We start from the raw sequence: 26,011 nt of genomic DNA on the forward strand, positions 1-26,011 counted from the left end.
ATTTGCATGAAAAAAATATTAATGAGCCTGGTTTTTGCTGGTTTGGCAAGTACCTCAGTGGTACATGCCGCTGGTTATGGTGTGGTTGATCTGGAAAGAGTGGTCGAAAACAGCACCTATTTAAAACAGCAGAACGTTTCTTTGCAGCAAAAGGTCAAGCCGCAAACCACCAAGCTGGAACAGTTGGCAAAAGAACTGGAAGCTCTACAGCAACGTGCTCAGCAAACGCCTAATTTATCCGATGCTGAAAAGCAGAAAATGTCTGCACAATTTCAGACGCAGCTAAAAGAGTTTAATACGCTGCAGCAAAGTGTACAGTCAACCGTTCAATCTACTATTCAGCTGATGAACAAGACTTTAGGGGATCGAGTCAAGCAAGTAGCAGAACAATTGCGTAAAGAAAACAACTTGGATATTGTTTTGAATAAAAATTCCGCGCTTGCTTATGACCCTAAATATGATTTAACTGATAAAATGATTCAAAAGGTTAACGTTATTAAGTAATCAATGAATCCTAAACAATTTCGCTTAGAAGATCTCGCCCGTTTAGTACAAGGCGAGCACGTAGGTCAATCTGATTTAATCTTGGAAGGATTGGCCAGCTTAGATGCGGCTCAAGCGAAACATATTGCATTTGTAAACGCTGATAAATATCTGGATCAGGCACGTGCTTCAAAAGCAGGTGCCTTGATTGTTACTTCAACTCTAAAAAATCAGTTAGATACGCACAATAATTTTATTGTAGTGGATAATCCTTATCTTGCTTTTGCCATCCTGACCCATGTATTTGAAAAGAAAAATCAGCATCAGGGAATAGAAAGTACAGCACAAATTCATCCTTCAGCCATGATCGCCGATAGTGCCTATATCGGGCATTATGTTGTTATTGGTGAGCATTGCGTAGTGGGTGATCATACCATTATTCAGTCACACGTTAAAATTGATGATGATGTTGAAATAGGTCAGCACTGCTTTATTGATTCACATGTCACTATAACCGGTGATACAAAAATCGGTGACCGTGTCCGTATTCATGCCAATACCGTGATTGGCGGAGAAGGCTTCGGTTTTGCGCCTTACCAAGGTAAATGGCATCGTATTGCACAATTGGGTTCAGTTAAAATCGGTAATGATGTCCGAATTGGGTCAAATTGCAGCATAGACCGCGGTGCACTCGATGACACTATTCTGGAAGATGGGGTTATTATTGATAATCTTGTGCAAATTGCCCACAACGTAAAAATTGGTGCAAATACAGCCCTGGCTGCAAAATGTGGTATTGCCGGAAGTACCACAATTGGCAAAAACTGTGTATTGGCTGGGGCAGTTGGGGTAGTAGGCCATATTAATATCGCCGATAACGTGACGATTACCGGGATGTCAATGGTCACAAAAAGTATTTCTGAGGCGGGAAGCTATTCTTCAGGTACACCAATGCTGGAAAGTTTGCACTGGAAACGGGCTGCGGTACGCTTTAAACAATTAGCAGATGTGCCATTGACCCAATTACTCAAACGGCTTGATCATATACAGGCTCAAATCGAGTCCCTTGAATCAACTTTTAAGCGTAAATAGATTATGATGACTGAGTCGAATACTGCTGCATTTACGAAGCCTGAATTGCCAATGTACATTCAACAAATTCGTGAATATTTACCTCACCGCTATCCTTTCTTATTGGTCGACCGTATTGTTGAAGTGACTGATAATGGCATTGTGGGCTATAAGAATGTTTCAATCAACGAAGAGTTTTTACAGGGACATTTTCCGGATTATCCGATTATGCCAGGTGTTTTGATTGTTGAAGCATTAGCTCAAGTCTCTGGTATACTTGGCTTTATCATGAATAATGAAAAACCGGGTCCAGGTTCATTGTTTCTTTTTGCGGGCGCTGAAAAAGTCCGTTTTAAAAAACAGGTCGTTGCTGGTGACCAATTGGTATTAAAAGCAGAATTGGTTATGCACAAACGTGGCATTTACAAATATAATTGTATAGCCACAGTGGATGGCGTTGTAGCAACAACCGCGGAAATTATGGTTTCGCATCAGAAAATAGAGCAGGCATGAGTAAAAACGATTTAATTCACCCAACCGCCATTATTGACTCATCTGCAGTCATTGCTGCAGATGTACAAATTGGTCCTTATTGTATTATTGGGCCACAGGTCACCATTGGTGAGGGCACCAAGCTGCATTCACATGTAGTGGTTGGTGGCTATACTCGTATTGGGAAGAACAACGAAATATTCCAGTTTGCGAGTGTGGGTGAAGTTTGTCAGGATTTAAAATATGCTGGCGAAGAAACCTGGCTTGAAATCGGCGATCATAACTCAATTCGCGAGCATAGCAGCTTGCATCGTGGTACTGTTCAAGATCAAGGACTTACCAAAATTGGTAGCCATAATTTATTGATGGTCAATACTCACATTGCACATGACTGTGTGGTGGGCGATCATAATATTTTTGCCAATAATGTCGGTATTGCTGGGCATGTACATATTGGCGATTATGTGGTTGTTGGTGGAAACTCGGGTATTCATCAATTCTGCAAAATCGATTCTTATAGCATGATTGGTGGTGCTTCGTTAATTTTAAAAGATGTGCCTGCTTATGTCATGGTATCTGGTAATCCAGCGCATGCTTTTGCAATGAATGTTGAAGGCATGCGTCGTAAAGGCTGGTCTAAAAATGTCATCCAGGCATTACGTCAAGCCTTTAAATTGATTTATAAAGAAGGTTTAACCACTGAACAGGCAATTCAGCAGATTCGTGAAGATATTTTGCCAGAAGCGCCAGAAGCACAGCTGTTGATTGATTCTTTAGAGCAATCCAAACGCGGTATTGTTCGTTAATCGAATCTATTGCTATAAAAAGACACCTGTTAAGGTGTCTTTTTTTTATTGTTTTAAATATCCCACTTCTTCAGATTTGGGATAATTTTTTTGCAGTTTGGTTTTAAGCTGGTTGGCAAGCGTTGTATTGTGATCGACATCTTTGGCTATATTGTAGAGTTGATATAAAGAGCGTGATGCCTTTGCAGAATTGGGGTATTGATTGACCACAATATTGTAGTTCTTTTTCGCTTCTGCATAATTGGTCGGTTCAATGGCCAGATTAAATTCAGCGAGCCAGAAATAAGCGTTACTGATGTAGACACTATTGGGATTATTCTTGATAAAGTTTTGCATTGGAGCAATGGCTTTTTTGGCACCGCCTTGTTTATAAGCATCCAGCGCTACAGTATAGGCGGCTTTATCCAGTTCAGCCGAAGAGGGTTGAGCACTGGCAGGAGCAGCCTGTTGTGCGGGGACAGAAGCCGCTTGCTTGACGGTGGTATTAGAGGCTACTGGGGCTGGGCTGTTTGTGCTGCTGGGAGAAGTATCCTGTTGGTTATCCTCCTCAGGAGCTGCACTTTCTGGATCCACTTTCTGTTGCAGCAGTTCGAGCCGCTGATCCAGATCGGTATAGCGATTGGTCAGTTCGTGTTTCAGCTGTTCAATTTCGTTGTCCTGTTCTTCAATTTTTCCTCGCAATGTGCGAAGGTCATTTTCTAATTGCTGGTTTTTCTGCATGAGTTGCCAATTCAGATTGGTGGGTACATTGGCAACCGCTGCACCTGAATTGATGGCGACATTATTGGCGCTGAGGTCAATGCTGTTGTTTTGACTCAAGCCGCGTGATTCAATCGGGACATTGGCATAAAGTGAAGTGGAACCCAACAGGGTGAGTAAACATAAAGCATGCTGTTTGAGCATCATAAAAACATCCATTTTGTATTTTTCGGTACTTTCTAAACGCAAGATTTTAGAGCGTGACCATTTAAAAGACATGACGACATTAAAAACGTCCGGCCCATGAAATGCAATATGTGTTTACAATCTTGTCATAGTTTTAAAGTAATTGATTGTGCAGATAAAAAACATCCAAAAATGCTGTTTTTAATCAATATTGTTTTTTTAATAATCAAATAAAAGCAATGTTGCTGGAAAACAGCTTGGGGTACTTGCAAGTTAACTAAAAATCTCTATACTCTGTTCTTGCAATGGTAGCCCTGCCGGTTACTTCGCAATTGTACTCTACGAACTCCGCCAGGACCGGAAGGTAGCAACGGTAGTAGAACTATGATGTGCCGAAGCTTTGCTGGTAGGGTTGCCACCATATTTATAATTAAAAAAATAATTTAACCTGCCTTCCTTTTTTCTCATCTATCATTCTATATTTTAAAATTACACATCGAATATTCTATGTGATGGCTTTGCTTGTCTCTATCTTAATAAGATTGTTATTTATTAAATTTCAACCACTTAAGATTAAAATCTTCATTGTATTATTGTCAGTATAATTTGCCGTCTATCTTCCGTCTATATCATTCATTTATGGCGTTATAGGCATCTTTTAGATGATCAACATTTAACGGTTCATGGCTTAAAAACAATAATCATTGACTTGGCGCAATATGATGAGCTTCGTCGTTATTTTTTAACGAACTATTCATATCGTGAGCGGGATTGACCCAAATTTCGAATTTTACGAATGCAGGGCATTAATCCTCAGCTTTGCGGCTAATCGCTTGCATAATCGCATCCATTTCAAACCCGCGATACATCAAAAAGCGTATTTGTTTGGCTTTCAGTTTTGGCTCTTTTTCAACCTCCAGACCAAACTTTTTCACTTTCAGTTGATAAGCCTGTTCAATCCAGTCGGTTTCTTTCAATTCGTCCTGAATCAGACTACTATCAATTTTTTTTGCTTTTAACGCCATCTTGATGCGGTTTGGACCTTTGCCTTTACGTTTCTGGCTCGACAGCATCATTTCAGCGACACGCTGGTCACTCTGATAATTTTCTTTTGCCAGTTCATCCACCAGTTTTAGCACTTCATCGCGATCCAGGGCATAAAGTGCAAGTTTCTCGATCAAATCTGCCTTCGAGTATTCCTTACGGGTCAATACGGCAAACGCGTAGGAACGTAAGCGTGTGCCCGTCAGGCCTTGGGGTTTGGGCCGGGTTTCGGTTTCAATGTGCAAAGCATCTGAGTCTTGAGATGGATTCGAACAGACGGGCAATTCGCCAGGCGACTCATCAAATTGTTGCTTGAGTGCTTGGTAATCCAGCATGTTGGGAAATTTGGGATTGCTCATAAGGTGGTCTATATCGCATCAAATGTAAAACGCCCCGTAGGGCGTTTTACAGTTTAACTTTTATTATGCTGGAAATTAAGCATCTAAAAAGTCTGGTTCAGCTTCGTCATGGTCTTCTGCCGGTGCTGTACCGGTAGTGAGGAGCTGTTCACGGATCAGTTTTTCAACTTCTACTGCAATTTGTGGATTCTCTTCCAGATGGCGAATGACGTTGTTTTTACCTTGGCCGATTTTATCGCCCTGATAAGAATACCATGCACCCGCTTTCTGGATGATCTCTTGCTGTACTGCCAGGTCGATCAATTCGCCTAAATGGTTCACGCCTTTACCATACAGAATCTGGAACACGGCTTCTTTAAATGGAGGAGCCATCTTGTTCTTCACGACTTTTACGCGGGTTTCGGAACCGATGATTTCATCACCTTCTTTCACCTGGCCAATACGGCGAATATCCAGACGTACAGAAGCATAGAATTTAAGTGCATTACCACCCGTTGTGGTTTCAGGGCTACCAAACATCACGCCAATCTTCATACGGATCTGGTTAATGAAGATCACCATACAGTTAGAACGTTTTGCATTACCGGTGATTTTACGCAGTGCCTGGCTCATTAAACGGGCTTGCAGACCCATGTGCGAGTCACCCATTTCACCTTCAATTTCCGCGCGTGGCGTTAAGGCTGCAACGGAGTCGACCACGATCAGGTCAATCGCGCCAGAGCGTACCAGCATGTCGGCAATTTCCAGGGCCTGTTCACCATTGTCAGGCTGTGATACCAACAGGTTGTCGATATCTACGCCTAACTTGCGGGCATACTGCGGATCAAGCGCATGTTCGGCATCGATGAAGGCACATGTACCACCCGCTTTTTGACATTCTGCAATCGCCTGTAACGTCATGGTAGTTTTACCTGAAGATTCAGGGCCGTAGATTTCAACGATACGACCTTTAGGCAGACCACCAATACCAAGTGCGATATCCAGGGTTAAAGAACCTGTAGAGACCGCTTCAACGGCTTGTACAGTATTGTCACCAAGGCGCATTACTGTATTTTTACCAAACTGTTTTTCAATCTGGCTTAGGGCAGCATTTAGCGCCTTGCTTTTATTATCATCCATCTCACAACCTCAAAACGATGTCACCAAAATATTCACTTAAGTGGATGTGTTGCTTTCAAACGTGTTCCACCCAAGTATAGTGACAGATTCATTCTTTATGTACTATATCAATTCAGTCGAATGCGACAGAATGTGACGCTTAAATATCAACAGCTTCTAATCATGATATGACCAGTGCTGATCGAACTGCTGATCATTATCTTGTTTGAATTTACTGATTTGTCTTCGATCTTTTTTACTCGGCCGATGTTCAGGTCGCGCTAGATTATGCAACTTTCTTTGGGTGGCAATCAACTCTCGTCTTGCAACGCTCACTTCGGTTTCTTCGTAAAGCTGCTGGGCAATCGGTGCGGCACCACGAACTGCAGATAAGGCCTTGATGACGACGGTTTTACGGTCAAAACCCAGCTGAATGGTGAGTTCCATCCCAACCCGAACATCTTTGGAGACTTTAACCCGTTCACCATTATGATGCACCTTGCCGCCTTCAATGGCAGCTTTGGATATTGAACGTGTTTTAAAAAAACGTGCTGCCCATAACCATTTGTCAACACGCATACTTTCAACATGGTTCTGTTGAGAAGAATTAGGCATATTTTTTCAGATCCTCAGCTTGTTTTAAGATCACCATTAAATCGGTCAGCTCTTGTAAAATAGGATAGGAGCTTTCAGTCCTTATTTCTTTTTGAGATGAGGGCTGAGCAATGGTAATTAAATGCTGGATACCAAATTTTTCTGCACCTTTGAGCACTTTTTCAGTGTCATCAATAAAATAGGTGTGTTCGACCTGAAAGGGATGCAGTGAATGGAGTTTTTGCCAAAATTCGACGCACTCTTTGGCATAACCGATGGTTTCACTACTGATAATGACATCAAAGTAATGCTCAATCCGGGTCTGTTCGAGTTTAAATTTTAAACCTTCACAATCGGCATTGGTCGCTATCCAGCAGGCATAGCCGTGGGCTTTAAGATATTCCAGCAGTTCAATGCAACCTGGACGTAAAGCCACCTTGTGCTTAAATTCCTGTTGCAGGGCCAATGTATCCACCCCTACCTTTGCACTCCAGAAGCGTGTGGAATACCAATTTAAGGTATGATTGTGTTGCTGGTAAAACTGAAATAACGCTTGGGTACTCTGTTCGAGTGTACAGTTATGCTGTTCTGCATAGCGAATAGGAAGCTGATGATTCCAGATAAAATCATCGTAAGCAAGATCAAGAAGGGTACCATCCATATCAAAAATGATGGTGGGTTTTTCTGAATAATTCGGCATATGAAGGTAATCTATGTTTAAAGCGACCACGGCACCGCAAGATGCCTTGATTTTACAGTTGGTTCCCATTGTGACACAGGCATGTGAAATTTTGCGAGCAGAATATCAGGCCTATTGTGCGGGTAAAGTTTTTGATGTGGAGCATAAGCAGGACCAGTCGCCAGTCACCCAGGCGGATTATCGGGTCAATGAATTTATCACCCATGCATTAAAACAGACTTTCCCGCTCATCCCTTTATTGTCGGAAGAAGGTGACAACAGTCAGCGCAAGCAATGGCAGAACTTCTGGTTGCTCGATCCCCTGGATGGCACCAAAGAATTTCTGCATAAGCGTCCTGAATTTACCATCAACCTGAGCCTGGTAGAGGGTGCCAATACCACCTTTGCGCTATTGGCTATACCGGGTGAGCAAAGCATATATTTTTGTCCCAAACAGGGCGTACCTTTAAAATTTGAAATCCAAACCCGGCAATGGCTGCACTATGTCGATGATTTGCCGTCTAAAACTGTTCAGGTGGGTTTGAGTCAAAGTAGCCAGAACAAGCCCAAATATGCCGAATATCTGGACATCCTGAAACAGCAGGTCGATATTGTAGAGTTCAGGGCGGGAAGCGCCTATAAGTTTTGCATGATGCTGGAGGGGAAAGTCGATATGTATCCGCGTTTCCATCCGACCAGCGAGTGGGATACCAGTGCAGGGCAGTGTCTGATTGAGCGTATCGGGGGCGGTCTGGTCGATTTTAAGGGCAGACCTTTTGTATATAATCAACGGGAGAGTTTGCTGAACGGTGGTTTTATCGCATTTCGTAATGTCGAGATGAAAAAATTGGCATTCCAGACCTTAGGACTTATGGCGAACATACATTGAGCTGATGCATTAACATGCTATAGTGTGCTATGTACCCATGTTTAATTTTGGCTGCTTCATGGCGTTAGATCTACTCCCTACAAGTATGCTGAAGGCACTCGATTTGCTGCCTGATGCCAAAACCCCTGTTACCCTGTTTACCCGTCATTCTATTCGTGAGGTCGTTACAGGGCAGGGTCTGGCTGGCTATGATTTGCAGTTAACCGAACAAGGCCGTGACTTGGCACAGGCGTGGGGAAGCTATTTAATTGATAATACGGACCGTAGCATCCAGCACTGCATTTCAAGTCCGATCCAGCGCTGTGTCGATACTGCTGCCTTAATGATTCAGGGTGCCGATACGAGTACGCTGGCACAAAATACCCATCATATTGAAATTGTCCAGCAAGGCTTGCTGGTCGAGCCTGGAAGTTTTGTGCTGGATATTAAACAGGCGGGGCCTTATTTTCAGAAACAGGGTGCTTTGGGCTTTATTAACAGTTTTGTTAATAATGCCTTGCCTGGAATGAAACATCCCATAACCGGTGTGGTCGATGTGCTGGAGCTGATTTATAACACCCATCCGCAAGATCATTTTGGTTTAAGTCTGGCCGTGAGTCACGATACTATTTTGGCAGCCATTATTGCGGTGATTTCTGGTCGTAATACCGTTAGCCGGGAAGACTGGCCAAAAATGATGGAAGGCCTGTTTGTCTGGTTTGAAGGTGATGTATTTCTAGAATCCAAACTGAAATGGATTTGGCGTGGCCAAGTGAATGAGCTGTCGATTCGGGAGTTCCAGAACCTGGAAAAAATAAAATAGCATTGGCTTTAAAGAAATGCCATCTGGATTCTCTTCCTGAATAAAGTAAGGCTAAAAAACAGTTTTTAATAAAAGTTTTGAAGCACTTTATATTTTTATAATGCGCTATTTTTAGACTGAATAACTTTTTATAGGCGTAAAAAAAGCCCTAAACGGGCTTTTTTCAATGCAACAACTTAGTTAGCTAAAGCTTTAACTTGTGCATTCAAACGGCTCTTATGACGAGCAGCTTTGTTTTTATGGATGATACCTTTATCAGCCATACGGTCAATTACAGGAACCGCAGTTGTGTACGCTTCTGTAGCAGCAGCATAATCACCAGCAGCGATTGCAGCTACTGTGCGTTTAAGATAAGTACGAACCATAGAACGTAAGCTTGCGTTGTGTTTACGTGCTTTAACGTTTTGACGAGCACGTTTTTTAGCTTGAGCAGAGTTTGCCACTCGTGCACTCCTTGAATTAGATTGGTCTGGGCGGGCTGAAATTGCAACTGAAAACCTTCATCAGAAGAATTATCACCAGCCCGTAAACAAGTGCCATATTGTGATTAAACTATGGCGTTAAGTCAAGTCTTGACTTGATTCGGCAACATTTTAGATGCATAAAAAGTATAAAGAAACCGTTACATTAGTAATAACCTAAAGAGATTGCTTAAAAAATGACTAAATCGATTAAAAGTGCAATTGTGATTGGTGCAACAGGTTTGGTGGGACGGGAACTTTTGCAGCAGCTTAACCAGATACAAGACTGTGAAAAAATTACCGCTGTGGTCCGGCATGAAGATCCAAAGCTTAACAGCCTGAAAAAAGTACAGCAGTTTATACTGCAAGATTTTCTGTTACTGAACGATGAAGATGTAAATGGCTATAGCCATGCCTTTAGCTGTTTAGGCACGACACTAAAAAAGGCCGGCTCAAAACAGATTTTTTATACTATTGATTATGAAATCAATGCACATTTTGCCGATTTATTTGAATCGACCCAGACCCACTTTTTATTAATTAGTGCGCTAGGTGCAAATGCGCAATCCAGAATTTTTTACAATAAAGTCAAAGGTGAGCTGGAACAGCATATCCAAGGCTTAAATCTGGAATATGTGTCCATTCTGCGCCCGTCATTATTACTGGGTGAACGATCAGAACGACGCCTATTGGAAGATATGACGCAAAAGTTGTATCAAAAATTCTCGCATTGGGTTCCTGATACATTTAAATATAAGCCAGTGACAGCAGCGCAAGTGGCTCATACTATGGTCGAGGCTGCACAAACTCAAACTGAAAAGTTTGAAATTTATGATAATTTACGCATACAAAATTCCAAACGAGGGAAATAAAAAGTGTCTAATCCAGCATTCGTAACCTGTGATTTACTTGATGACAATCCAGAAAAAGAAATTCAGGTGGTCACCCCATCAATGGATGGAAAATTCTTTAAAAGTTATGGCGCACGTAAAAGCTTTGGGGGGCAGGCAGTCACCGTAAAATGTTTTGAAGATAATTCACGTGTCAAAGAATTGCTCGCAACCGATGGTACCGGTAAAGTGCTTGTGGTGGACGGTGGCGCATCCATGCGCTGTGCCTTGATGGGCGATATGATTGCTGAATCAGCGGTTAAGAATCACTGGAATGGTGTTGTGATTTACGGCTGTGTACGGGATGTGGATGCCATTGCTGAACTGGATCTGGGGGTGCATGCATTGGCTGCAATTCCACAAAAAAGCAATCGCAAAGGCATAGGCGAAGTGGATTTAACTTTGTATTTTGGCGGTGTAAGCATCAGTTCTGGCGATTACATCTATGCTGACAACAACGGCATTGTGGTGGCAAAAGAAAAATTAGTCGATTTATAAAGACAGAGATACAAGGATAAAAAAATGGTGAATCATCAAATTAAAGTGATACAGGCTTTAGCTTCATCTTTGACTGAAGGTGGACGTGGCGTGAGCGGTACTGCTTTTCCCAAGCAGCCTGAAAAATTGCTGAAACTTTATGAGTTTGAAGGTTCGCCATTTTGCCGTCGTGTGCGTGAAGTCTTAACCTTGTTAAATCTGGATTATGAGGTTTATCCTTGCCCGAAGGGTGGACAGAAATACCGGAAAATTGTCAAAGAAAAAGGTGGCAAAAACCAGTTTCCATTTTTAATTGATGAAAATACCGGGGTTCAGATGTATGAATCTCAGGACATTATCCATTATCTGTTTAAGCATTATGGCCGAACGGGAACCACACCGAAAAAATTTGCCCATTATCCTAAAATTCCTGTCCTAGCTTTAGCTGGAACCATTATTAATGGGGCACGCGGCGTCTGGATTAACCGGAAAATTAAAGATCGTGCAGCACCGGAGCAATTGTTGGAGTTATGGGGCTTTGAAGCCAGTCCCTTTACCCGTGTGGTACGAGCGCTATTAACCGAGCTCGAGCTGCCGTATGTTTACCATAATGTGGCCAAAGAGCGCTGGCAGGATATGGGACCGGCAGTACTGCGTTTAAAACCCGGAAAATATCAACCCTTGGCCGGTGGTAAACGTGAAAAGACCGTTGAAATTATGGGACGTGATATTCAGGTTCCTTATTTGATTGATCCGAATACCGGGGTGAAAATGTTTGAGTCGGCACAAATTGTGAAATACTTAAACCAGCAATATGGTCACTAATCCAGCCCGAAATAAGAAACCGCTCAAGCAGCGGTTTTTTTGCCTACAGCTGATCAAGTTAAGCTAAATTTAAAGTAAGTTATACCCTGTAACATAGTCAGAATATTGAATGGATCGACGATGGATCAATCATCGATTGAAACTTTAAAGTTTTTATTTTATGGTGTTTATTTAAACCGCTAGACAGCAGCATCGTAAATAAAATTGATGTATTATTAATATAAAAGTCATTAAATTACCTAGTTTTAGGGATATCGTTGAGATTGTTTTTTTCGTTATAGTCAGCGGTTATAACAGGGGGTGGTGTGTGTCAGAATTAGAAACGATTTTACCCGTTCCAGTTTTAATTGTTGAAGATGAAGGACTGATTCAAGAACGGTTAAAAAATATATTGACAGAACTGGGCTATAGCAAAGAAATGCTCATTTTTGCCAAAAACTTGCAACAGGCGTTTACCGAAATAGAGCAGCAACCTGTTTCCCTGGCTTTGGTGGATCTGGGACTTCCTGACGGCAATGGCATAGAGCTGATTGAAAAGCTGCGTGCACTGGATAGCAATGCCATGATCTTGGTGATATCGGCCTGGAGTACTCAGGAAAGCTTATTTTCAGCAATCAAGGCAGGTGCGACAGGTTATGTCCTGAAAGAACGTGATGATGCAGAGGTACTGTTGTCTATTCGCAGTATTTTACGTGGCGGTGCACCAATTGACCCTTTTATTGCTCAAGAAATTTTAAAACAGATATCGGCTGCGATCATACCCCCAGCGGATGATCAGAAAATCATAGATGCCGATACGGAACTGTTAACCGGCCGGGAAACGGAGATTTTGAATCTGGTGGCTCAAGGCATGAGTAACCGGGAAATTGCCGAACAGCTCTTTGTTTCTAAATATACGGTTGAAAGTCATATCAAGCATATTTACCGGAAATTGTCGGTGAGCAAAAGAACAAAGGCCGTCAGTGCAGCACGATCCTTAGGGATTTTATGAAGCGGTTGATTGTGCATTATTTTTTAATTTTTGTTCTTAGCCTGCTGAGTCAAGTCAGTCATGCAGAAAGAACTGAAAATATCAATGCACAATGTGCAGTGCACATCCATTCTGTTGATAGCGTTAAAACCAGTTCTGTCAGCATTTTACCCAAGCAAGGCTGGGAGTCTGTGGATTTACCCGATCAATGGAATAAGCGGTGGCCAAATTATAATGGAGCAGCGTGGTACAAAATTCAATGGAGCTGGTCATGCCAGAATCAGGCCAGACTTGCCGAGCCGATTGCTTTTCTCATTCATTATATTAATTCTGCGGGTGAAGTTTATTTAAACGGTGATTTACTCTGGAAAGATAAGCATTTACAGGAACCGCTGTCAAAAAGCTGGAATATGCCGCGTTACTGGATTTTACCGATATCGGGATTAAACAGCGGTGAAAATGAAATTTTAATTTATGTGAATGGCTTGGCTTTTCAGTCTCCGGGTATTGGCCAGATTTCTTTTAATAATGTACAAAACATTTACGAGTCATATCAAAGTCAGGTATGGAATCGTCGAACTTTATTTTTAATTAACCTCATTTTATCCATTACCTTTGGCGTGATCTGTTTTGTGATTTGGCTCTTGCGTCGAAAAGAGAGCACTTTTGGGTGGTTTGCCTTAAGTTCTTTTTTATGGGTGCTCTTTATTTCCAATATACTAAGCACAGAAACATTTCCCTATCCCAATGTATTAATTGCAGCACAGGCCAATTTGGCTTTTTTTGTTCTTTATGTCTTAAGTTTCTGTATTTATTTATTCAGATTCATCCAGAAGCACTTTATTAAAGTTGAAACGGTTTTTGGAGGAATGACGGGACTAATTATTGCAGGTATTTTCCTTACCCCGCAGCAGTCCGTTTACTGGGTTTTTGGACTGATATTTTTAATCTATGTCGGCGTATTTCTGGGCGGTTATTTATATGTCTGTTACCAAGCCATTCAATCGAAAAGAACAGATTATATCTTTTTGGCCATTTGCCTAAGCGCTATTGTCATTTTTATGATTTTTGACCTTTTATTATTATCAGGTGAGATTGTAACGGATGTTCGACCATTATCTCCCTATACTGGACCGGTGATCACCTTTTTTATGGTGATTATATTAGGCTCAAGATTGGCACGTAACGTTAAAAAAATTGAAGCATTTAATGCCCAGCTGGAAATGAAAGTTCAGCAGGTCAGTAATGATTTAAGCTCCAGTTTGAATGAAAAACATCAACTCGAGCTTAAAAATGTCAAGCTGCAAGAAAGAATCAGTTTATCCCATGATTTGCATGATGGTTTAGGTGCATCACTGGTGCGCTCGATGATTTTAGTGGATCAAAGTGCACATAATATTTCAAACAAGCAATTTTTATCGATGCTTAAATTATTAAGGGATGACCTCAGGCAAATTATTGATAGTGGTTCATCTGCAGACAATAAAATTCCAGTCAATCCCATACTGTGGGTGGCACCCGTTAGGCATCGTTTTAGTCAGCTTATGGATGAGCTGGATATTCGTTCTAAATGGATTTTCCCGCATGAATGGCAAGCCGTACCGAGTGCTTTGCAGTGTCTCACCTTGATTCGGGTACTAGAAGAAAGCCTGACCAATATTATTAAACATAGTCAGGCCAGGCAGGTAAAAATAGCGATGGTCTATATTCGGGAAAACCAGTTTATTTTGAGTATAGAAGATGACGGGGTCGGTTTTGATGCGGATAGTGTAGTACAACAGGGATTAAGTATTGGCATGCGCAGTATGAAAATGCGCTTGGAGCGCATAGGGGCGGAATTGAAGTTATCTTCTGAGCCGGGTTGCACCATCATTCAGGCGATTGTTCAGCTGAAATAAGCAATTCAATTTTCCTTGATTTTTAGATAGCATTGGCTATGCCATCATTTTATAAAATCGGCAAAAAATTAGAATTTTTCAGCTCTTTTATTTTTGACTTTTCCCCAAATTAAATTAAAAAGCGGGAATATGAATAATGATTTTTCTTTTGGGAACGTTGAAAAATTTTAATCTGTATATCTGAAATGCTGCAATATAAAATAAAGGGGAAAATGAATTTCCCCTTTATGGTACTGCTTATTCTTCGTCTGCGGCAGGTAGCAGCATCAGAATGGATTCATTGAGCAAATTCACAATGTCTTCCAGCATGTCTGGATCATACAGATTTTCATCCAGCAATACTGAACCGCCATCCGCCAACTGTTTTAAAATTGGGGCAAAAGCTTCAGAAATACGAATGCCTTCACCATTGGCCCAGAACAGCAATTCACCTTCAGCTTCAGTATAGAGCAGGCGAGATGCCGGCTCGAGCATGAGCGAATAGCCCTGATCCAACGCTTCTTCCAGGTCACCTGTACCAATAGCTTCCGCCTCTGGAATATTTTCAGGATATTTCGGTTCTGACATCAGGCTCATCAGGGCATCTTCAAGCACGGCCGGATTTTGCAATTGCGCCAAAAGTTCAGTTTTTAAGTACTCAAGTTCATTCTGTGTGATTTGACCAATCGGGCTGATTTTGTCACGCAGAATGTCGGTCAACGGGTTCTTGAGCAATTGATCTGCAGCAAATTTATCACTGACACGATCCATCATTTCTGCCACGTTCGGCATGCGGAAACCGAAAGAGAAAGTCAGGCAATCGTCTTCGGCTACGCCGTAGTGCGATAAACCCGGTGGTACGTATAGCAAATCACCCGGGGCAAGCACCTCATCAAAATTCACGTCCATGTCCGGGAGTAATTTTAAAGGTTGCCCTGCAACGAATTCAGTTTCGGCATCACACATTTGTCCCAATTGCCAACGACGGTGGCCGTAACCCTGTACCAGGAACACGTCATAAAAATCGAAGTGTTTACCGACAGAACCTCCTTTTTGTGCATATGACACCATGATGTCATCACGACGCCACTGCGGGATAAAAGGAAATTTCTTCCACAGTTCTGCCAGATCAAATGAATAATGATCTACCGCCTGAACCAGTAGGGTCCAGAGTTTTGGCATCTTCTGGAAGTCTGCTTTTATCAAAGGTGAAGATTTGACTGACCATTGGTTTGGATCTTTATCTTTTTGCTTGATGAGGCGTGCGGTAATGTTTTCATCTAACGCCAGTTCCATAACATCATCAGGGACTAAAATATTTTCAATTTCAGAAAGTGCGTTACGAACAAGGAGAGGTTTTTTTTGCCAATATTCGGCAAGGAATTGTTCGGCCGTGATGCCGCCGAGTACGTCTAGAGCTTGAGACATTGCTTAAACTGCTTGGAAAATTTCATGTATTTTCGCTTGAGTGATAGGCATGTGCAAGTTCAAAATTAATCACTTGCGAGTGCTTGCTCTTCGTTTAAATGAAAATCTATTAAGTGGTCAATTAATTTGTCGACAAAATGATGAATTGTGTGATGATCTGATTCTGGAGAATAAGTTTGTAGGAGCAAACGGCTATTGTCTGTAATGGCTAGATTCTGATATCCAAGTTGCTCAATTATTTCTTGGAGTTGATAAGTCTTAGTTAAATCATAAGTTCTTTCGGCAAGGATTACTTCATAACGATTAGGATAAGCATAAATATCAATGAATACCTTGAAGTTTTTAACATCTAAATCAAAATATAAGCAACTTAGCAATTCAGAGTAATCATTGCGTGCATGAAAATTGATGAGAACTTTATCCTGTTTATTATCAACATTAAATAAGTTCCTTAAAGCTGAAATCTGTTTGTTTAATTGAGTTTTGATTTGAACGCCATGCTTATAAATTTGCATAAATGCATTCTGATATTCTGGTTTGTTATGGATAATTTTTTCGATCGATTCGAATTCAGACATATCCTTAATTCCTAAAAAATGTGAAGTAATAAATGTGCTAAAAGTGTGTAGAAAGGCAGTTACTTTGCTGTTCTGTGATTCTAAAATACATGCCATTAACCAATAACTAAGTGTTGGGTAGCCAAGTAAAGTACATTTATTCTGTTGTTGCCAATTTTCTAACGTCCACTGTGCAACACTGAAAGTGCTTGGTTCATTCCCGTTCTGAGTCAAATAAATAACATGCCAATGATCCTGATGAGCAAGGGTTAATTCTTTTGCATAATCGATAAGCTGATTGGGCTGATCTGCAGCATAAGGTTTATTTTCAATACAAATGCCAAAAGTATTCGTGCCGTCTGAATATGGAATTTCAAGATAAATATCCATCCGACGTTGTGTTCTGCTGCGAAAAGTTAAAACCTCTGTGTCTACTTTTGCACGATGAATGTCCAAGAGTGAATAGTGAGGAGCATTTGTCAGTTGCTTTAAAAACAATGACAGAAAAACATGCCCTTGAGCATGATCGCCTTTAGGATTGAGTAAGTCGGCAATCATACGGCTGAGCATCATTTCATCTGTGGAAATATAATTAAAAATAGAAAAATCTGGTGCAAGCTGTTGAGCATAACGCTGCCGTGCAATGTCCAATGCTTTAAGTTCTTGTGAAACGGAGTGAAGCAAATTTTCGACATTTTTCATTGTGTAATTCCAGTTTTTAAAACTTTATAGCCATAATGCGGTGTGAATGTTTCTTCACAGAGTTTTTGAGCGATTAGAGTATTAATTATTTGTTTTGTTTCATTATATCCGAGGTTTAGGTGTCTTTGTAAGCTTGACGTAGAAACGTAGCCTGTGGTCATGCAGAATATTTTTGCTGCTTGCAGATTCAATAGATTCATAATTTTTGCCCAAGTAAAAAGTATGCGGTTTTTCTATCATGGATTTAAGTTGCTGGAGACAAACGGACAATGACGATACTTACATTGTCATAAGCTTGTGAATGTGCAAGTTTGTTTTTGATTTGGAGGAGCCATTCTTTGAGTGACTGATTTGGTTGTAATAAAGGCCATTGGTCGCATTCTAGAATGTCATGTAAACCATCGCTGCACAGCACAACTGCTTCATTTTCTAAAAGGTATTCTTCCAAAGGAGGTTGTTCAGTGACATGGTGCATTGGATCTGCACAAAAAAATTGTGTGAGTGTATTGTAAATACTGGCGTATTGCTCACCTTCTTGAAGCAATTGCTTTTTGCGCAGTTCTTCTAAATATGTATGATCATGCGTTAAACAGCGCCACTGCTTAGTTTGTTGAGAAAATAAGTAAGCTCTAGTATTGCCTAAATATTGGAGGTTCAGAAATTGAGATTGGTGATGTGAAAGAAAAGCTAAAGTGGTACTAGAACCTATACTTTGCGGAATGTTATGCAAAGCCTGACAAAACTGTTCCTGTAAAGTTACTAAGGAAAGGGCGGTACTATTTTGAATGTCTGCCGAGGAAAGACCTAAAATCGTTGTCGCAACTAACTTTGCGTGCGGACTTTGGCTGACACCATCAGCTATGCCAATATGCCAGTCTTGGTGTTGAGGATATTTGTGCAGCTGAGTGATTAGGCCTTTGTGCTGAATAACTTTTCCATTAATTAAAAGCGCATCTTGCTGCTGATCCGCTTTCCCTTTCCATGTAAGGCCTTGAATTTCAAAATAGAGGTTTCCCATAAATTGCTCCGTACAAAATTTACAGAGCAGTTACGCGTTTAAGCCTTGCTTCACGGCGCAATTTATGAAAAAAATTAAAAAAGATTAAGGCACCAGCACATTCAACTGACGCAGGATATGACACAGCTGAATCATCGGCATACCCATTAAAGTGGTTTGATCTTGTCCGGTCATTTGTTCGAACAGACTAATGCCGAGGCTTTCACACTTAAAACTGCCTGCACACATTAAAGGTTGATCGACTTCAATATAACGCTCAATTTCAGCATGACCGAGTTTACGGAACTTGACCTTGTAGTGTTCAACCAGCGTTTTTTCAAAGCCAGTGGACTGCTGTTGCACACTTAATGCGGTACTGAAATAAACGATTTTGTCCGAATTGGCCTGTAACTGCTTGATAGCTTTTTCCACGGTCAACGGTTTGCCAATAAAGATATCGGGAGCACCTTCACGCCAGGCCACCTGATCGGAACCAATCACGATTGCTTCGGGATACTGTTCTGCAATCGTTTTGGCCTTCTCAAAAGCCAGTCGTTTGGCCAGTTCATCTGCATGGTCTTCACCACGAGGGGATTCATCGATATCTGGCACCATACATTGATAATCAATACGAAGACGATTCATCAAGTCTTTACGGGTTTGACTGCTTGAAGCCAAAATAATTTTGGGAGTACTCATTACACTGCATATTCCATAAGCACATCAAGCGGAACATAGGAGAGCACAGCCTGATGGCAAGCTTGTATTTTAATAGGCGGAGCAATACCAGCCTGATACGCTTCAACCCAACGGGTCACACAAATGCACCAGAAATCCCCCGGTTCTAGACCTGGAAAATCAACCTCCGGAAGAGGTGTGATCAGGTCATTCCCTATTTTTTGCGAAAAATTCAGAAACTCAGCGGTCATTTGTGCACACATTGTATGCTGACCGAGATCTGTGGTGGACGTATGACAAAAGCCGTTACGAAAATAGCCGGTAATAGGAGAGTAGCAACAGCTTGCCAAGGGTTCGCCTAATACATTCAGGCGATTGATATTTGGATCTGGGTGAATAGACATAAGTTCTAAATCATTATGTGGCTTTTGACTATGATAATCAAAACTTTGTCTTTCGACAGCTTTTCTGCAAAAGATGCTAACCTTTTTCTACATAATCATTTAAAATCGGGGCGTTTTTTATATCTATAAAGTGAGCTATACATGAACTTTCAGCGTATGACTGACCTGGATTTGGCAGGTAAGCGTGTACTAATTCGTGAAGATTTAAACGTTCCTGTTAAAAACGGTGTAATTACCAGTGATGCACGTTTACGCGCAGCATTACCAACCATTAAAGCGGCTGTGGAAAAAGGTGCAGCAGTGATGGTTTATTCACACCTTGGTCGTCCAGTTGAAGGTGAACCAAAACCTGAACAGTCTTTGGCGCCAGTTGCAGCGTACTTAACTGAAGCTTTGGGCCAGGAAGTCAAACTTTTCACTGATTATTTAGATGGTGTTGAAGTTGCAGCAGGTCAAGTGGTATTGCTTGAAAACTGCCGTTTCAATGTAGGTGAAAAGAAAAATAATCCTGAACTTGCACAAAAATATGCAGCACTTTGCGACGTATTTGTGATGGATGCGTTCGGTACTGCACACCGTGCAGAAGCTTCAACTGAAGGTGTAGCACGTTTTGCAAAAGTCGCAGCAGCGGGTCCTTTACTTGCAGCAGAACTGGATGCTTTAGGCCGTGCCCTTAAAACCCCTGAAAAACCAATGGTTGCCATTGTTGCGGGTTCTAAAGTATCAACTAAGCTTGACGTACTCACTTCACTTTCAGACATTTGCGATCAAATTATCGTAGGTGGTGGTATTGCCAATACCTTCCTGGTTGCGGCTGGTTACAACGTGGGTAAATCACTGTGCGAAAATGATTTGATTGATACTGCAAAAGCCATTGCAGCAAAAGTATCTATCCCGCTTCCAACTGACGTTGTGGTTGCAGATGCTTCTGAAATCAACTTCGACGACTTCCTGGGTTCATTGGCTGCGGCTAAAGCCGTTGTGAAAAAAGTTGAAGATGTTGCAGACAACGACATGATTTTAGACGTGGGTCCGGAAACTGCAAAAGCATTTGCTGAAATTCTGAAAACCTCTAAAACGATTCTCTGGAATGGTCCTGTTGGCGTATTTGAAGTAGATCAGTTTGGTGAAGGCACTAAGGCACTCTCTTTAGCAATTGCAGAATCTGACGGTTTCTCAATTGCAGGTGGTGGCGATACTTTAGCGGCGATCGATAAATACAACGTTGCAGACCAGATTGGCTATATCTCTACTGGTGGTGGTGCATTCCTTGAATTTGTTGAAGGTAAAACACTTCCGGCGGTTGCTGTGCTTTTAGAACGTGCTTAATACATTCTTTTAAAAATAGAAAAGGTTGACTTCGGTCAGCCTTTTTTCATTCCTCTTTCACTTCAGTGATTCATTTTTTAGTCATAAAAATGCAATATAACTGCAATAAAATTCCGTTCATTAAATCTCCTGTGGTAGGAAAATCTGATGAATTTAAAATTAACACTTGCAGCACTTGTGATTTTACCTTTGGCTTTGACTGCCTGTGCCAAGAAAGATGAAGCACCTAAAACTGAAACTGCCGCTTCTGCAGCAGTAGATGAGCAAACCACACCAGAACAGCAAAAAGCGATTGATGCACTGGATAAGCCCGTTCTGGATGAAAAAAATACCGATGTACCTGCTGAAGTGGCAAATGCACCAGCAGATGAAGCAACTGCCGCTACCGATGAGGCTGCTTCTACAGCAACTGCACAGTAAGTTTGTGTTTTTTGATCTAAAAGTCCCTGCATAAGCAGGGATTTTTTTTGAAATAGTGTGTTTAGTTGCTGAATTGAAACCTGAGTCCATGTAGAATATGGCGCATTACCTGGGAGGATATTATGGCTCTAATCTCAATGCGCCAGCTCTTGGATCACGCTGCAGAACACAACTACGGCGTACCAGCGTTCAACGTAAACAATTTAGAACAAATGCGTGCAATTATGTTGGCCGCAGACGAAACAAATTCACCTGTCATTGTGCAAGCATCCGCGGGTGCCCGTAAATATGCAGGTGCTCCATTCTTGCGTCACCTGATTTTAGCTGCGATTGAAGAATGGCCACACATTCCAGTGGTAATGCATCAAGACCACGGTACAAGTCCTGACGTATGCCAACGTTCTATCCAATTGGGCTTCTCATCTGTCATGATGGACGGTTCTTTGGGTGAAGATGGCAAAACCCCAACTTCATACGAATACAACGTAGATGTGACTCGCCGTACTGTTCAAATGGCGCACGCTTGTGGCGTTTCGGTTGAAGGTGAAATTGGCTGCCTGGGTAGCCTTGAAACCGGTATGGCGGGTGAAGAAGATGGCGTAGGCGCAGAAGGCGTACTTGACCATTCTCAACTGCTGACTTCTGTAGAAGAAGCACGTTCGTTTGTTGCTGATACCGATGTAGATGCCTTGGCGATTGCGGTAGGTACTTCACACGGTGCTTACAAATTCACGCGTCCACCTACAGGCGATATCCTGGCGATTGACCGTATTAAAGAAATTCATGCGGTATTACCAAATACCCACCTTGTCATGCACGGTTCAAGCTCTGTGCCACAAGAATGGTTGGCTGTAATCAATGAATTTGGCGGCGACATCAAAGAAACTTATGGTGTGCCTGTTGAACAACTGGTTGAAGCAATCAAGCACGGTGTTCGTAAAATCAATATCGACACGGACTTGCGTTTGGCATCCACTGGTGCAATGCGTCGTATGATGGCTGAAAAACCAAGCGAATTCGATCCACGTAAATTCTTTGCAGAAACTATTGTTGCAATGAAACAAATCTGTGTAGATCGTTATACAGCGTTCGGTACTGCAGGTCATGCAGACAAGATTCGTCCAATTTCTTTAGAGAAAATGGTCAGTCGTTATAAATAATCCATAAAAATTATCTATAATCAAAAGCCCACATCTATTGTGGGCTTTTCTGTATCTAATTGCTAAAGCATGATAAATAGGGGAAATAAGGCAAAAGATGGAACTTATATTGGCTGCAGCATGCTGTAGTGTCGTCATCTCAATTTTGTTGAAATTATGCAAGGCCAAAGGCTTTGATGTCTTGCAGATGATTGTCTGGAACTATGCCTCTGCAAGTGTACTCTGTTTTTTATGGTTTAAGCCCGATTTACAGCATATATCAGTTATTGATACGCCGTGGTGGCTGATTGTCGTGCTGGGTGTGCTATTGCCGAGTATTTTTCTGTGCTTGGCGAAATCACTGCAATATGCCGGTATTATCAAAACGGAAATTGCCCAGCGCTTATCGGTGGTGTTATCCCTGCTGGCAGCATTCTTTATTTTTCAGGAACAGTTTAATGGCTTGAAAATCATCGGGATTGGATTGGGAATTTCGGCTGTACTCAGTATTTTATTTTCATATCAAGCGGCAGCGCAAGGGCAGCCATTTTCAAAGCAAGGCTTGCTCTATCTGGCTTTGGTCTGGTGTGGCTATGCGCTGATTGATGTGCTGCTCAAGTATACTACTGGCTTGGGTGTGCAGTTTGCCGTGGCACTAAACTTGATGTTTATCTGTGCCTTCATTCTGTCATTGGCGTATATTGCCATGACCACGAAAACAGCAGGCAGTAGTCAAAATATTCTGGCTGGATTGGGGCTGGGAATCTTAAATTTTGCCAATATAGCCCTGTATGTCAAGGCGCATATGTTGTTAAAAGACACGCCTGCAATTGTGTTTGCAGGCATGAATATTCTGGTGGTGATCTTGGGTGCTTTCAGTGGCTTAATGCTGTTTAAAGAAAAATTGAAACCTGCAACGGCATTCGGTCTAGCTTTAGGTTTGGTAAGTGTTATTTGCTTAGCTTATGCCATGTCTGTCTGATATAGCTCGATACAAAAATGAAAGGATGCTGCAGAAAATCTTGCTTTTCTGCCAGACCCAATAATAAGCCATTTTGATGACAGACAGGGCAGACAGGATAGTGATGATTTTCTTGCTGATAAAGCTGAAGATAATATTGCTGGCAATGAGGACACTCAAATTTCATTGGCATGGAGATAAACAAAGACATATGGAACCTCTTAAAAATTTTAATCGTTATAAATAGATTTGAAGCAAAAAGCAGACCATAAAATTGTCAGCGAAATAATGAAAATCAAAATATACAGCGCATTTCAATGCGTCGTATATTCAGGATTTTAATATTTATAAAATAAGGACATAAAATCAATCACAAGCGTTGAAAGCGCTGTAAGGTATCTTTCCAATAGTAGTTGACCAGAACAACAGGATGTTTGAATAGATCTTGCATTTCAATTGTGCCCTGCAGTTGACCGGGTTGCTGACAATCAGGGCAGGTAGGATAAGAGGTCAAAATAGCATCTGGGCTGTATTTGTGCATGTAAACCGTTTTACAAGATTTGCATTCAAATTTTATCGGCATTTTAATAGCTGGAGGCATGATCGGGAACTACCGTTTATTATTTTTGCGCCAATATACCTTAATCGTGTTGCAAAAATAAGTCCCGAAATGACATGGAAGGGGCTTATAAGCCCCTTTTATTGTAATTTTTTTTAATCACAGCTTGGTGAAAATTTCTTCACGGCTCAGACGTGACTTGGGTAATTGAGCGTTGAAATCATTGTCACTACGGTAACCCAGGGTCATAATCACCGACGGAATTAAACCTTTTTCATCTAATTCCAGTTCCTGGCGGATGATCTGTTCATCAAATCCGCCAATAGGCGTGGCATCCACCCCTTCAATACCTGCGGCTAGCAGTAGTTGACCTAGCGCAATAAAGGTCTGATTTTCTGCCCAGCGCTGAATATCACCTTTTTCATTACGGTAATAATCCACATATCCGCTGCGGCTGTCTTTCTGTCCCTGTTTGGCTTTTTCATCTTTAAAACGGCCACTGACATCATCCTGAGTAAGCAGGGTATCTAAATGCTGTTCACTGATATCTGCTTTGGTACAGAACAGAATGGTGTGAGAAGAATCTAAGACTTTAGGGGCATTATAAGCATATTTACCCACTAAAGCCTTGGCAATGCGCTCTTTGGCAGCTTGATGATCGGCAATAAAAAAATGCCAAGGTTGAATATTGATGGAGGATGGCGTGAGACGCAGGATTTCCAGTAAGCGTTCAAATTGTTCCTGGGGAATTTTTTTGGAAGCATCATATGCTTTGGTGGTGTAACGTGTTTTTGAAATGTTTAATAAATCCATGAGTGACATTTCCACTATTAAATTTTTAATGATTTTACCTGATTCCTGGCTGAAATGGCTTGGAAGAATTTTTAGATAACTTATATCCTGATATAAAGAATGCGGTATTGATGGTGGCATAGAATAAAAACTTAATAAAATGAATTATTAATAGCTATATACAATGATAAAATACGAAATCTATATTGGTACTTTTTGTTAAATCACGTTTAATCGAATAATTACCTCGCCTGTAGACCGAGTCAGACAATGATAGATGATACAAACCACTTTAAAAAAAGATTAAAAACCCAACAGCAGATTGGCTTATGGGTGGGTTTGGCAGATGCTTATGGCACTGAAATTGCGGCCAATGCCGGCTATGACTGGTTGCTGATTGACGGTGAACATGCACCGAGCGATTTAAGAACTACACTCTCTCAGCTGCAAAGTATCGCAGCGTATCCATCCCAAGCTGTGGTGCGTCCACCCATTGGCAGCGTACAGCTGATTAAGCAGCTTTTGGATATCGGTGCGCAGACCTTGCTCATTCCTATGGTGGAAACGGTTGAGCAGGCGGAGCTGATGGTGAAAGCGGTACGTTATCCGCCAGAGGGAATTCGTGGCGTGGGAGCGGCACTGGCACGTGCGACGCGCTGGAACAGCATTCCTGACTATTATGCCAAAGCGCATGAAAATATTTGCCTGCTGATTCAGATTGAATCGGTAACAGGCTTGGAAAATCTGGACGAGATTTTAAAAGTGGATGGTATTGATGGCGTGTTTATTGGCGCTGTAGATTTGTCTGCGACCATGGGGTATCAGGGTAATCCGAATCATCCGGAAGTACAAAAAGCCGTAATAGATGCCATTCAACGCATTCGTGCATCAGGTAAAGCAGCGGGAATTCTATCGACTGCGCATGAAGTGACGCAAAAATATATTGATTTGGGTACCGAGTTTGTTGCGGTGGGTGTAGATACCAGTGTCTTGATGAACTCTCTGCGTGAACTTTTAGCCAAATATAAAGATGGTACTGAAGTGGTTAAATCTGAAGGTGGCTATTAATTTTTAATATTTTATATCGGCTTCTAAATTGTACCTGAGGGACTCCTAGTAACTGTAATTGCAAGGTCAGGAGTTCTGTGTATTACTTTGATTTTGCCTTGAAAAGTATGGCCTCATGAAACCCAAAGCCTTTGTCATTTACAAAAACTGTTTTACTTTTGGTCGGCTTTGTTGCATAAAGGTTTGAAAGGCTGAGCTCCCCTAAGTGATCTAAATTTAAGTGACAACTTGGGTATGAGGGCGCCCTAATTCTGTGAATTTATTCAATACCGCTG

At 41.5% G+C, this 26,011-nt stretch carries 29 protein-coding genes and 1 other RNA gene; 17 read left to right on the plus strand and 13 right to left on the minus strand.

Annotated elements, in window-relative coordinates:
• Positions 1–6: 6 nt before the first annotated feature.
• From ACPUEY_RS05685 to lpxA, 4 genes are read left to right on the plus strand one after another with little or no spacing between them, the layout of a single operon-like run.
• Positions 7–504: an OmpH family outer membrane protein gene (locus ACPUEY_RS05685; RefSeq protein ID WP_425121449.1), complete on the plus strand. Its 498-nt coding sequence runs from the start codon at positions 7–9 to the stop codon at positions 502–504.
• A gap of 3 nt (positions 505–507) precedes the next feature.
• Positions 508–1,575, plus strand: a complete 1,068-nt coding sequence (gene lpxD, locus ACPUEY_RS05690) for a UDP-3-O-(3-hydroxymyristoyl)glucosamine N-acyltransferase (protein ID WP_425121450.1) — start codon at positions 508–510, stop codon at positions 1,573–1,575.
• Between the two features lie 6 nt (positions 1,576–1,581).
• Complete coding sequence (fabZ, locus tag ACPUEY_RS05695; protein WP_171259679.1) at positions 1,582–2,067, plus strand: 3-hydroxyacyl-ACP dehydratase FabZ; 486 nt, start codon at positions 1,582–1,584, stop codon at positions 2,065–2,067.
• Positions 2,064–2,852: an acyl-ACP--UDP-N-acetylglucosamine O-acyltransferase gene (gene lpxA, locus ACPUEY_RS05700; RefSeq protein ID WP_261180943.1), complete on the plus strand. Its 789-nt coding sequence runs from the start codon at positions 2,064–2,066 to the stop codon at positions 2,850–2,852. The genes fabZ and lpxA overlap by 4 nt, the downstream gene beginning before the upstream one ends.
• Positions 2,853–2,897: 45 nt before the next feature.
• On the opposite strand, the gene ACPUEY_RS05705 is transcribed toward lpxA, so the two are convergent.
• On the minus strand, positions 2,898–3,758 hold the full coding sequence (locus ACPUEY_RS05705; protein WP_425121475.1) for a YbgF trimerization domain-containing protein: 861 nt from the start codon (positions 3,756–3,758) through the stop codon (positions 2,898–2,900).
• Positions 3,759–4,052: 294 nt separating this feature from the next.
• On the opposite strand from ACPUEY_RS05705, the gene ffs reads away from it, so the two are divergent.
• An RNA gene (ffs, locus tag ACPUEY_RS05710) (signal recognition particle sRNA small type) lies at positions 4,053–4,149 on the plus strand.
• Between the two features lie 394 nt (positions 4,150–4,543).
• On the opposite strand, the gene ACPUEY_RS05715 is transcribed toward ffs, so the two are convergent.
• The 4 genes from ACPUEY_RS05715 to ACPUEY_RS05730 form a co-directional block, all read right to left on the minus strand.
• The gene (locus tag ACPUEY_RS05715; RefSeq protein WP_425121452.1) at positions 4,544–5,140 is read right to left on the minus strand and encodes a regulatory protein RecX; all 597 of its coding nucleotides are present in this window, start codon (positions 5,138–5,140) and stop codon (positions 4,544–4,546) included.
• Between the two features lie 75 nt (positions 5,141–5,215).
• Positions 5,216–6,259 (minus strand): recombinase RecA, encoded by a 1,044-nt coding sequence (recA, locus tag ACPUEY_RS05720; RefSeq protein WP_092819397.1) that lies wholly within the window; start codon positions 6,257–6,259, stop codon positions 5,216–5,218.
• Positions 6,260–6,415: 156 nt separating this feature from the next.
• A complete protein-coding gene (locus ACPUEY_RS05725) occupies positions 6,416–6,853 on the minus strand; it encodes an RNA-binding S4 domain-containing protein (RefSeq protein WP_425121453.1) in 438 nt (145 codons plus the stop codon).
• Positions 6,846–7,532, minus strand: a complete 687-nt coding sequence (locus tag ACPUEY_RS05730) for an HAD-IA family hydrolase (RefSeq protein WP_425121454.1) — start codon at positions 7,530–7,532, stop codon at positions 6,846–6,848. Before ACPUEY_RS05730 ends, ACPUEY_RS05725 begins: the two co-directional genes overlap by 8 nt.
• Positions 7,533–7,545: 13 nt before the next feature.
• On the opposite strand from ACPUEY_RS05730, the gene ACPUEY_RS05735 reads away from it, so the two are divergent.
• Complete coding sequence (locus ACPUEY_RS05735) at positions 7,546–8,400, plus strand: 3'(2'),5'-bisphosphate nucleotidase CysQ family protein (RefSeq protein WP_425121455.1); 855 nt, start codon at positions 7,546–7,548, stop codon at positions 8,398–8,400.
• 58 nt (positions 8,401–8,458) lie between these two features.
• Positions 8,459–9,202, plus strand: coding sequence for a histidine phosphatase family protein (locus ACPUEY_RS05740; RefSeq protein ID WP_425121456.1), 744 nt, complete (start codon positions 8,459–8,461; stop codon positions 9,200–9,202).
• Between the two features lie 176 nt (positions 9,203–9,378).
• Here the strand turns inward: ACPUEY_RS05740 and rpsT are convergent, their stop codons facing one another.
• Complete coding sequence (rpsT, locus tag ACPUEY_RS05745; protein WP_425121457.1) at positions 9,379–9,645, minus strand: 30S ribosomal protein S20; 267 nt, start codon at positions 9,643–9,645, stop codon at positions 9,379–9,381.
• Positions 9,646–9,860: 215 nt separating this feature from the next.
• Here rpsT and ACPUEY_RS05750 point away from each other — a divergent pair, with 215 nt between their 5' ends.
• The 5 genes from ACPUEY_RS05750 (at position 9,861) to ACPUEY_RS05770 (ending at position 14,723) form a co-directional block, all read left to right on the plus strand.
• Complete coding sequence (locus ACPUEY_RS05750) at positions 9,861–10,535, plus strand: NAD(P)H-binding protein (protein WP_425121458.1); 675 nt, start codon at positions 9,861–9,863, stop codon at positions 10,533–10,535.
• 3 nt (positions 10,536–10,538) lie between these two features.
• Positions 10,539–11,051, plus strand: a complete 513-nt coding sequence (gene rraA, locus ACPUEY_RS05755) for a ribonuclease E activity regulator RraA (RefSeq protein ID WP_425121459.1) — start codon at positions 10,539–10,541, stop codon at positions 11,049–11,051.
• 24 nt (positions 11,052–11,075) lie between these two features.
• Positions 11,076–11,855, plus strand: coding sequence for a glutathione S-transferase N-terminal domain-containing protein (locus ACPUEY_RS05760; RefSeq protein WP_425121460.1), 780 nt, complete (start codon positions 11,076–11,078; stop codon positions 11,853–11,855).
• A gap of 307 nt (positions 11,856–12,162) precedes the next feature.
• Positions 12,163–12,846, plus strand: a complete 684-nt coding sequence (locus ACPUEY_RS05765) for a response regulator (protein WP_425121461.1) — start codon at positions 12,163–12,165, stop codon at positions 12,844–12,846.
• Positions 12,843–14,723 carry an ATP-binding protein gene (locus tag ACPUEY_RS05770; RefSeq protein WP_425121462.1) on the plus strand — a complete coding sequence of 627 codons (1,881 nt, stop codon included), beginning with the start codon at positions 12,843–12,845 and terminating at the stop codon, positions 14,721–14,723. Before ACPUEY_RS05765 ends, ACPUEY_RS05770 begins: the two co-directional genes overlap by 4 nt.
• Before the next feature lie 237 nt (positions 14,724–14,960).
• Here ACPUEY_RS05770 and ACPUEY_RS05775 read toward each other — a convergent pair whose 3' ends face one another.
• From ACPUEY_RS05775 to ACPUEY_RS05800, 6 genes are all read right to left on the minus strand, one after another.
• Positions 14,961–16,130, minus strand: a complete 1,170-nt coding sequence (locus ACPUEY_RS05775; protein WP_425121463.1) for a JmjC domain-containing protein — start codon at positions 16,128–16,130, stop codon at positions 14,961–14,963.
• 65 nt (positions 16,131–16,195) lie between these two features.
• Positions 16,196–17,389 (minus strand): PD-(D/E)XK nuclease family protein, encoded by a 1,194-nt coding sequence (locus tag ACPUEY_RS05780; RefSeq protein WP_425121464.1) that lies wholly within the window; start codon positions 17,387–17,389, stop codon positions 16,196–16,198.
• Complete coding sequence (locus ACPUEY_RS05785) at positions 17,386–17,589, minus strand: DNA translocase FtsK (protein ID WP_425121465.1); 204 nt, start codon at positions 17,587–17,589, stop codon at positions 17,386–17,388. The genes ACPUEY_RS05780 and ACPUEY_RS05785 overlap by 4 nt, the downstream gene beginning before the upstream one ends.
• Positions 17,590–17,633: 44 nt before the next feature.
• The gene (locus tag ACPUEY_RS05790; protein ID WP_425121466.1) at positions 17,634–18,407 is read right to left on the minus strand and encodes a PP2C family protein-serine/threonine phosphatase; all 774 of its coding nucleotides are present in this window, start codon (positions 18,405–18,407) and stop codon (positions 17,634–17,636) included.
• An 84-nt stretch (positions 18,408–18,491) separates the two neighbouring features.
• Positions 18,492–19,085 carry a Maf family protein gene (locus ACPUEY_RS05795; RefSeq protein WP_425121467.1) on the minus strand — a complete coding sequence of 198 codons (594 nt, stop codon included), beginning with the start codon at positions 19,083–19,085 and terminating at the stop codon, positions 18,492–18,494.
• Positions 19,085–19,468: a DUF2237 family protein gene (locus tag ACPUEY_RS05800; protein ID WP_425121468.1), complete on the minus strand. Its 384-nt coding sequence runs from the start codon at positions 19,466–19,468 to the stop codon at positions 19,085–19,087. The genes ACPUEY_RS05795 and ACPUEY_RS05800 overlap by 1 nt, the downstream gene beginning before the upstream one ends.
• A 141-nt stretch (positions 19,469–19,609) precedes the next feature.
• Here ACPUEY_RS05800 and ACPUEY_RS05805 point away from each other — a divergent pair, with 141 nt between their 5' ends.
• From ACPUEY_RS05805 to ACPUEY_RS05820, 4 genes are all read left to right on the plus strand, one after another.
• Entirely contained in the window at positions 19,610–20,797 is a 1,188-nt protein-coding gene (locus ACPUEY_RS05805) for a phosphoglycerate kinase (RefSeq protein WP_425121469.1), read from the plus strand.
• Between the two features lie 147 nt (positions 20,798–20,944).
• Positions 20,945–21,217, plus strand: a complete 273-nt coding sequence (locus tag ACPUEY_RS05810; protein WP_092819411.1) for a hypothetical protein — start codon at positions 20,945–20,947, stop codon at positions 21,215–21,217.
• Positions 21,218–21,339: 122 nt separating this feature from the next.
• Complete coding sequence (gene fba, locus ACPUEY_RS05815) at positions 21,340–22,377, plus strand: class II fructose-bisphosphate aldolase (protein WP_425121470.1); 1,038 nt, start codon at positions 21,340–21,342, stop codon at positions 22,375–22,377.
• A gap of 97 nt (positions 22,378–22,474) precedes the next feature.
• Positions 22,475–23,338 (plus strand): EamA family transporter, encoded by an 864-nt coding sequence (locus ACPUEY_RS05820; protein ID WP_425121471.1) that lies wholly within the window; start codon positions 22,475–22,477, stop codon positions 23,336–23,338.
• A gap of 697 nt (positions 23,339–24,035) precedes the next feature.
• Here ACPUEY_RS05820 and nfsB read toward each other — a convergent pair.
• On the minus strand, positions 24,036–24,689 hold the full coding sequence (gene nfsB, locus ACPUEY_RS05825) for an oxygen-insensitive NAD(P)H nitroreductase (RefSeq protein WP_425121472.1): 654 nt from the start codon (positions 24,687–24,689) through the stop codon (positions 24,036–24,038).
• Positions 24,690–24,938: 249 nt separating this feature from the next.
• Here nfsB and hpaI point away from each other — a divergent pair, with 249 nt between their 5' ends.
• Positions 24,939–25,736, plus strand: coding sequence for a 4-hydroxy-2-oxoheptanedioate aldolase (hpaI, locus tag ACPUEY_RS05830; protein ID WP_425121474.1), 798 nt, complete (start codon positions 24,939–24,941; stop codon positions 25,734–25,736).
• Positions 25,737–26,011: the final 275 nt, after the last annotated feature.

It is taken from the genome of Acinetobacter sp. G11 (assembly GCF_049808495.1).
GTDB lineage: Bacteria > Pseudomonadota > Gammaproteobacteria > Pseudomonadales > Moraxellaceae > Acinetobacter > Acinetobacter kookii.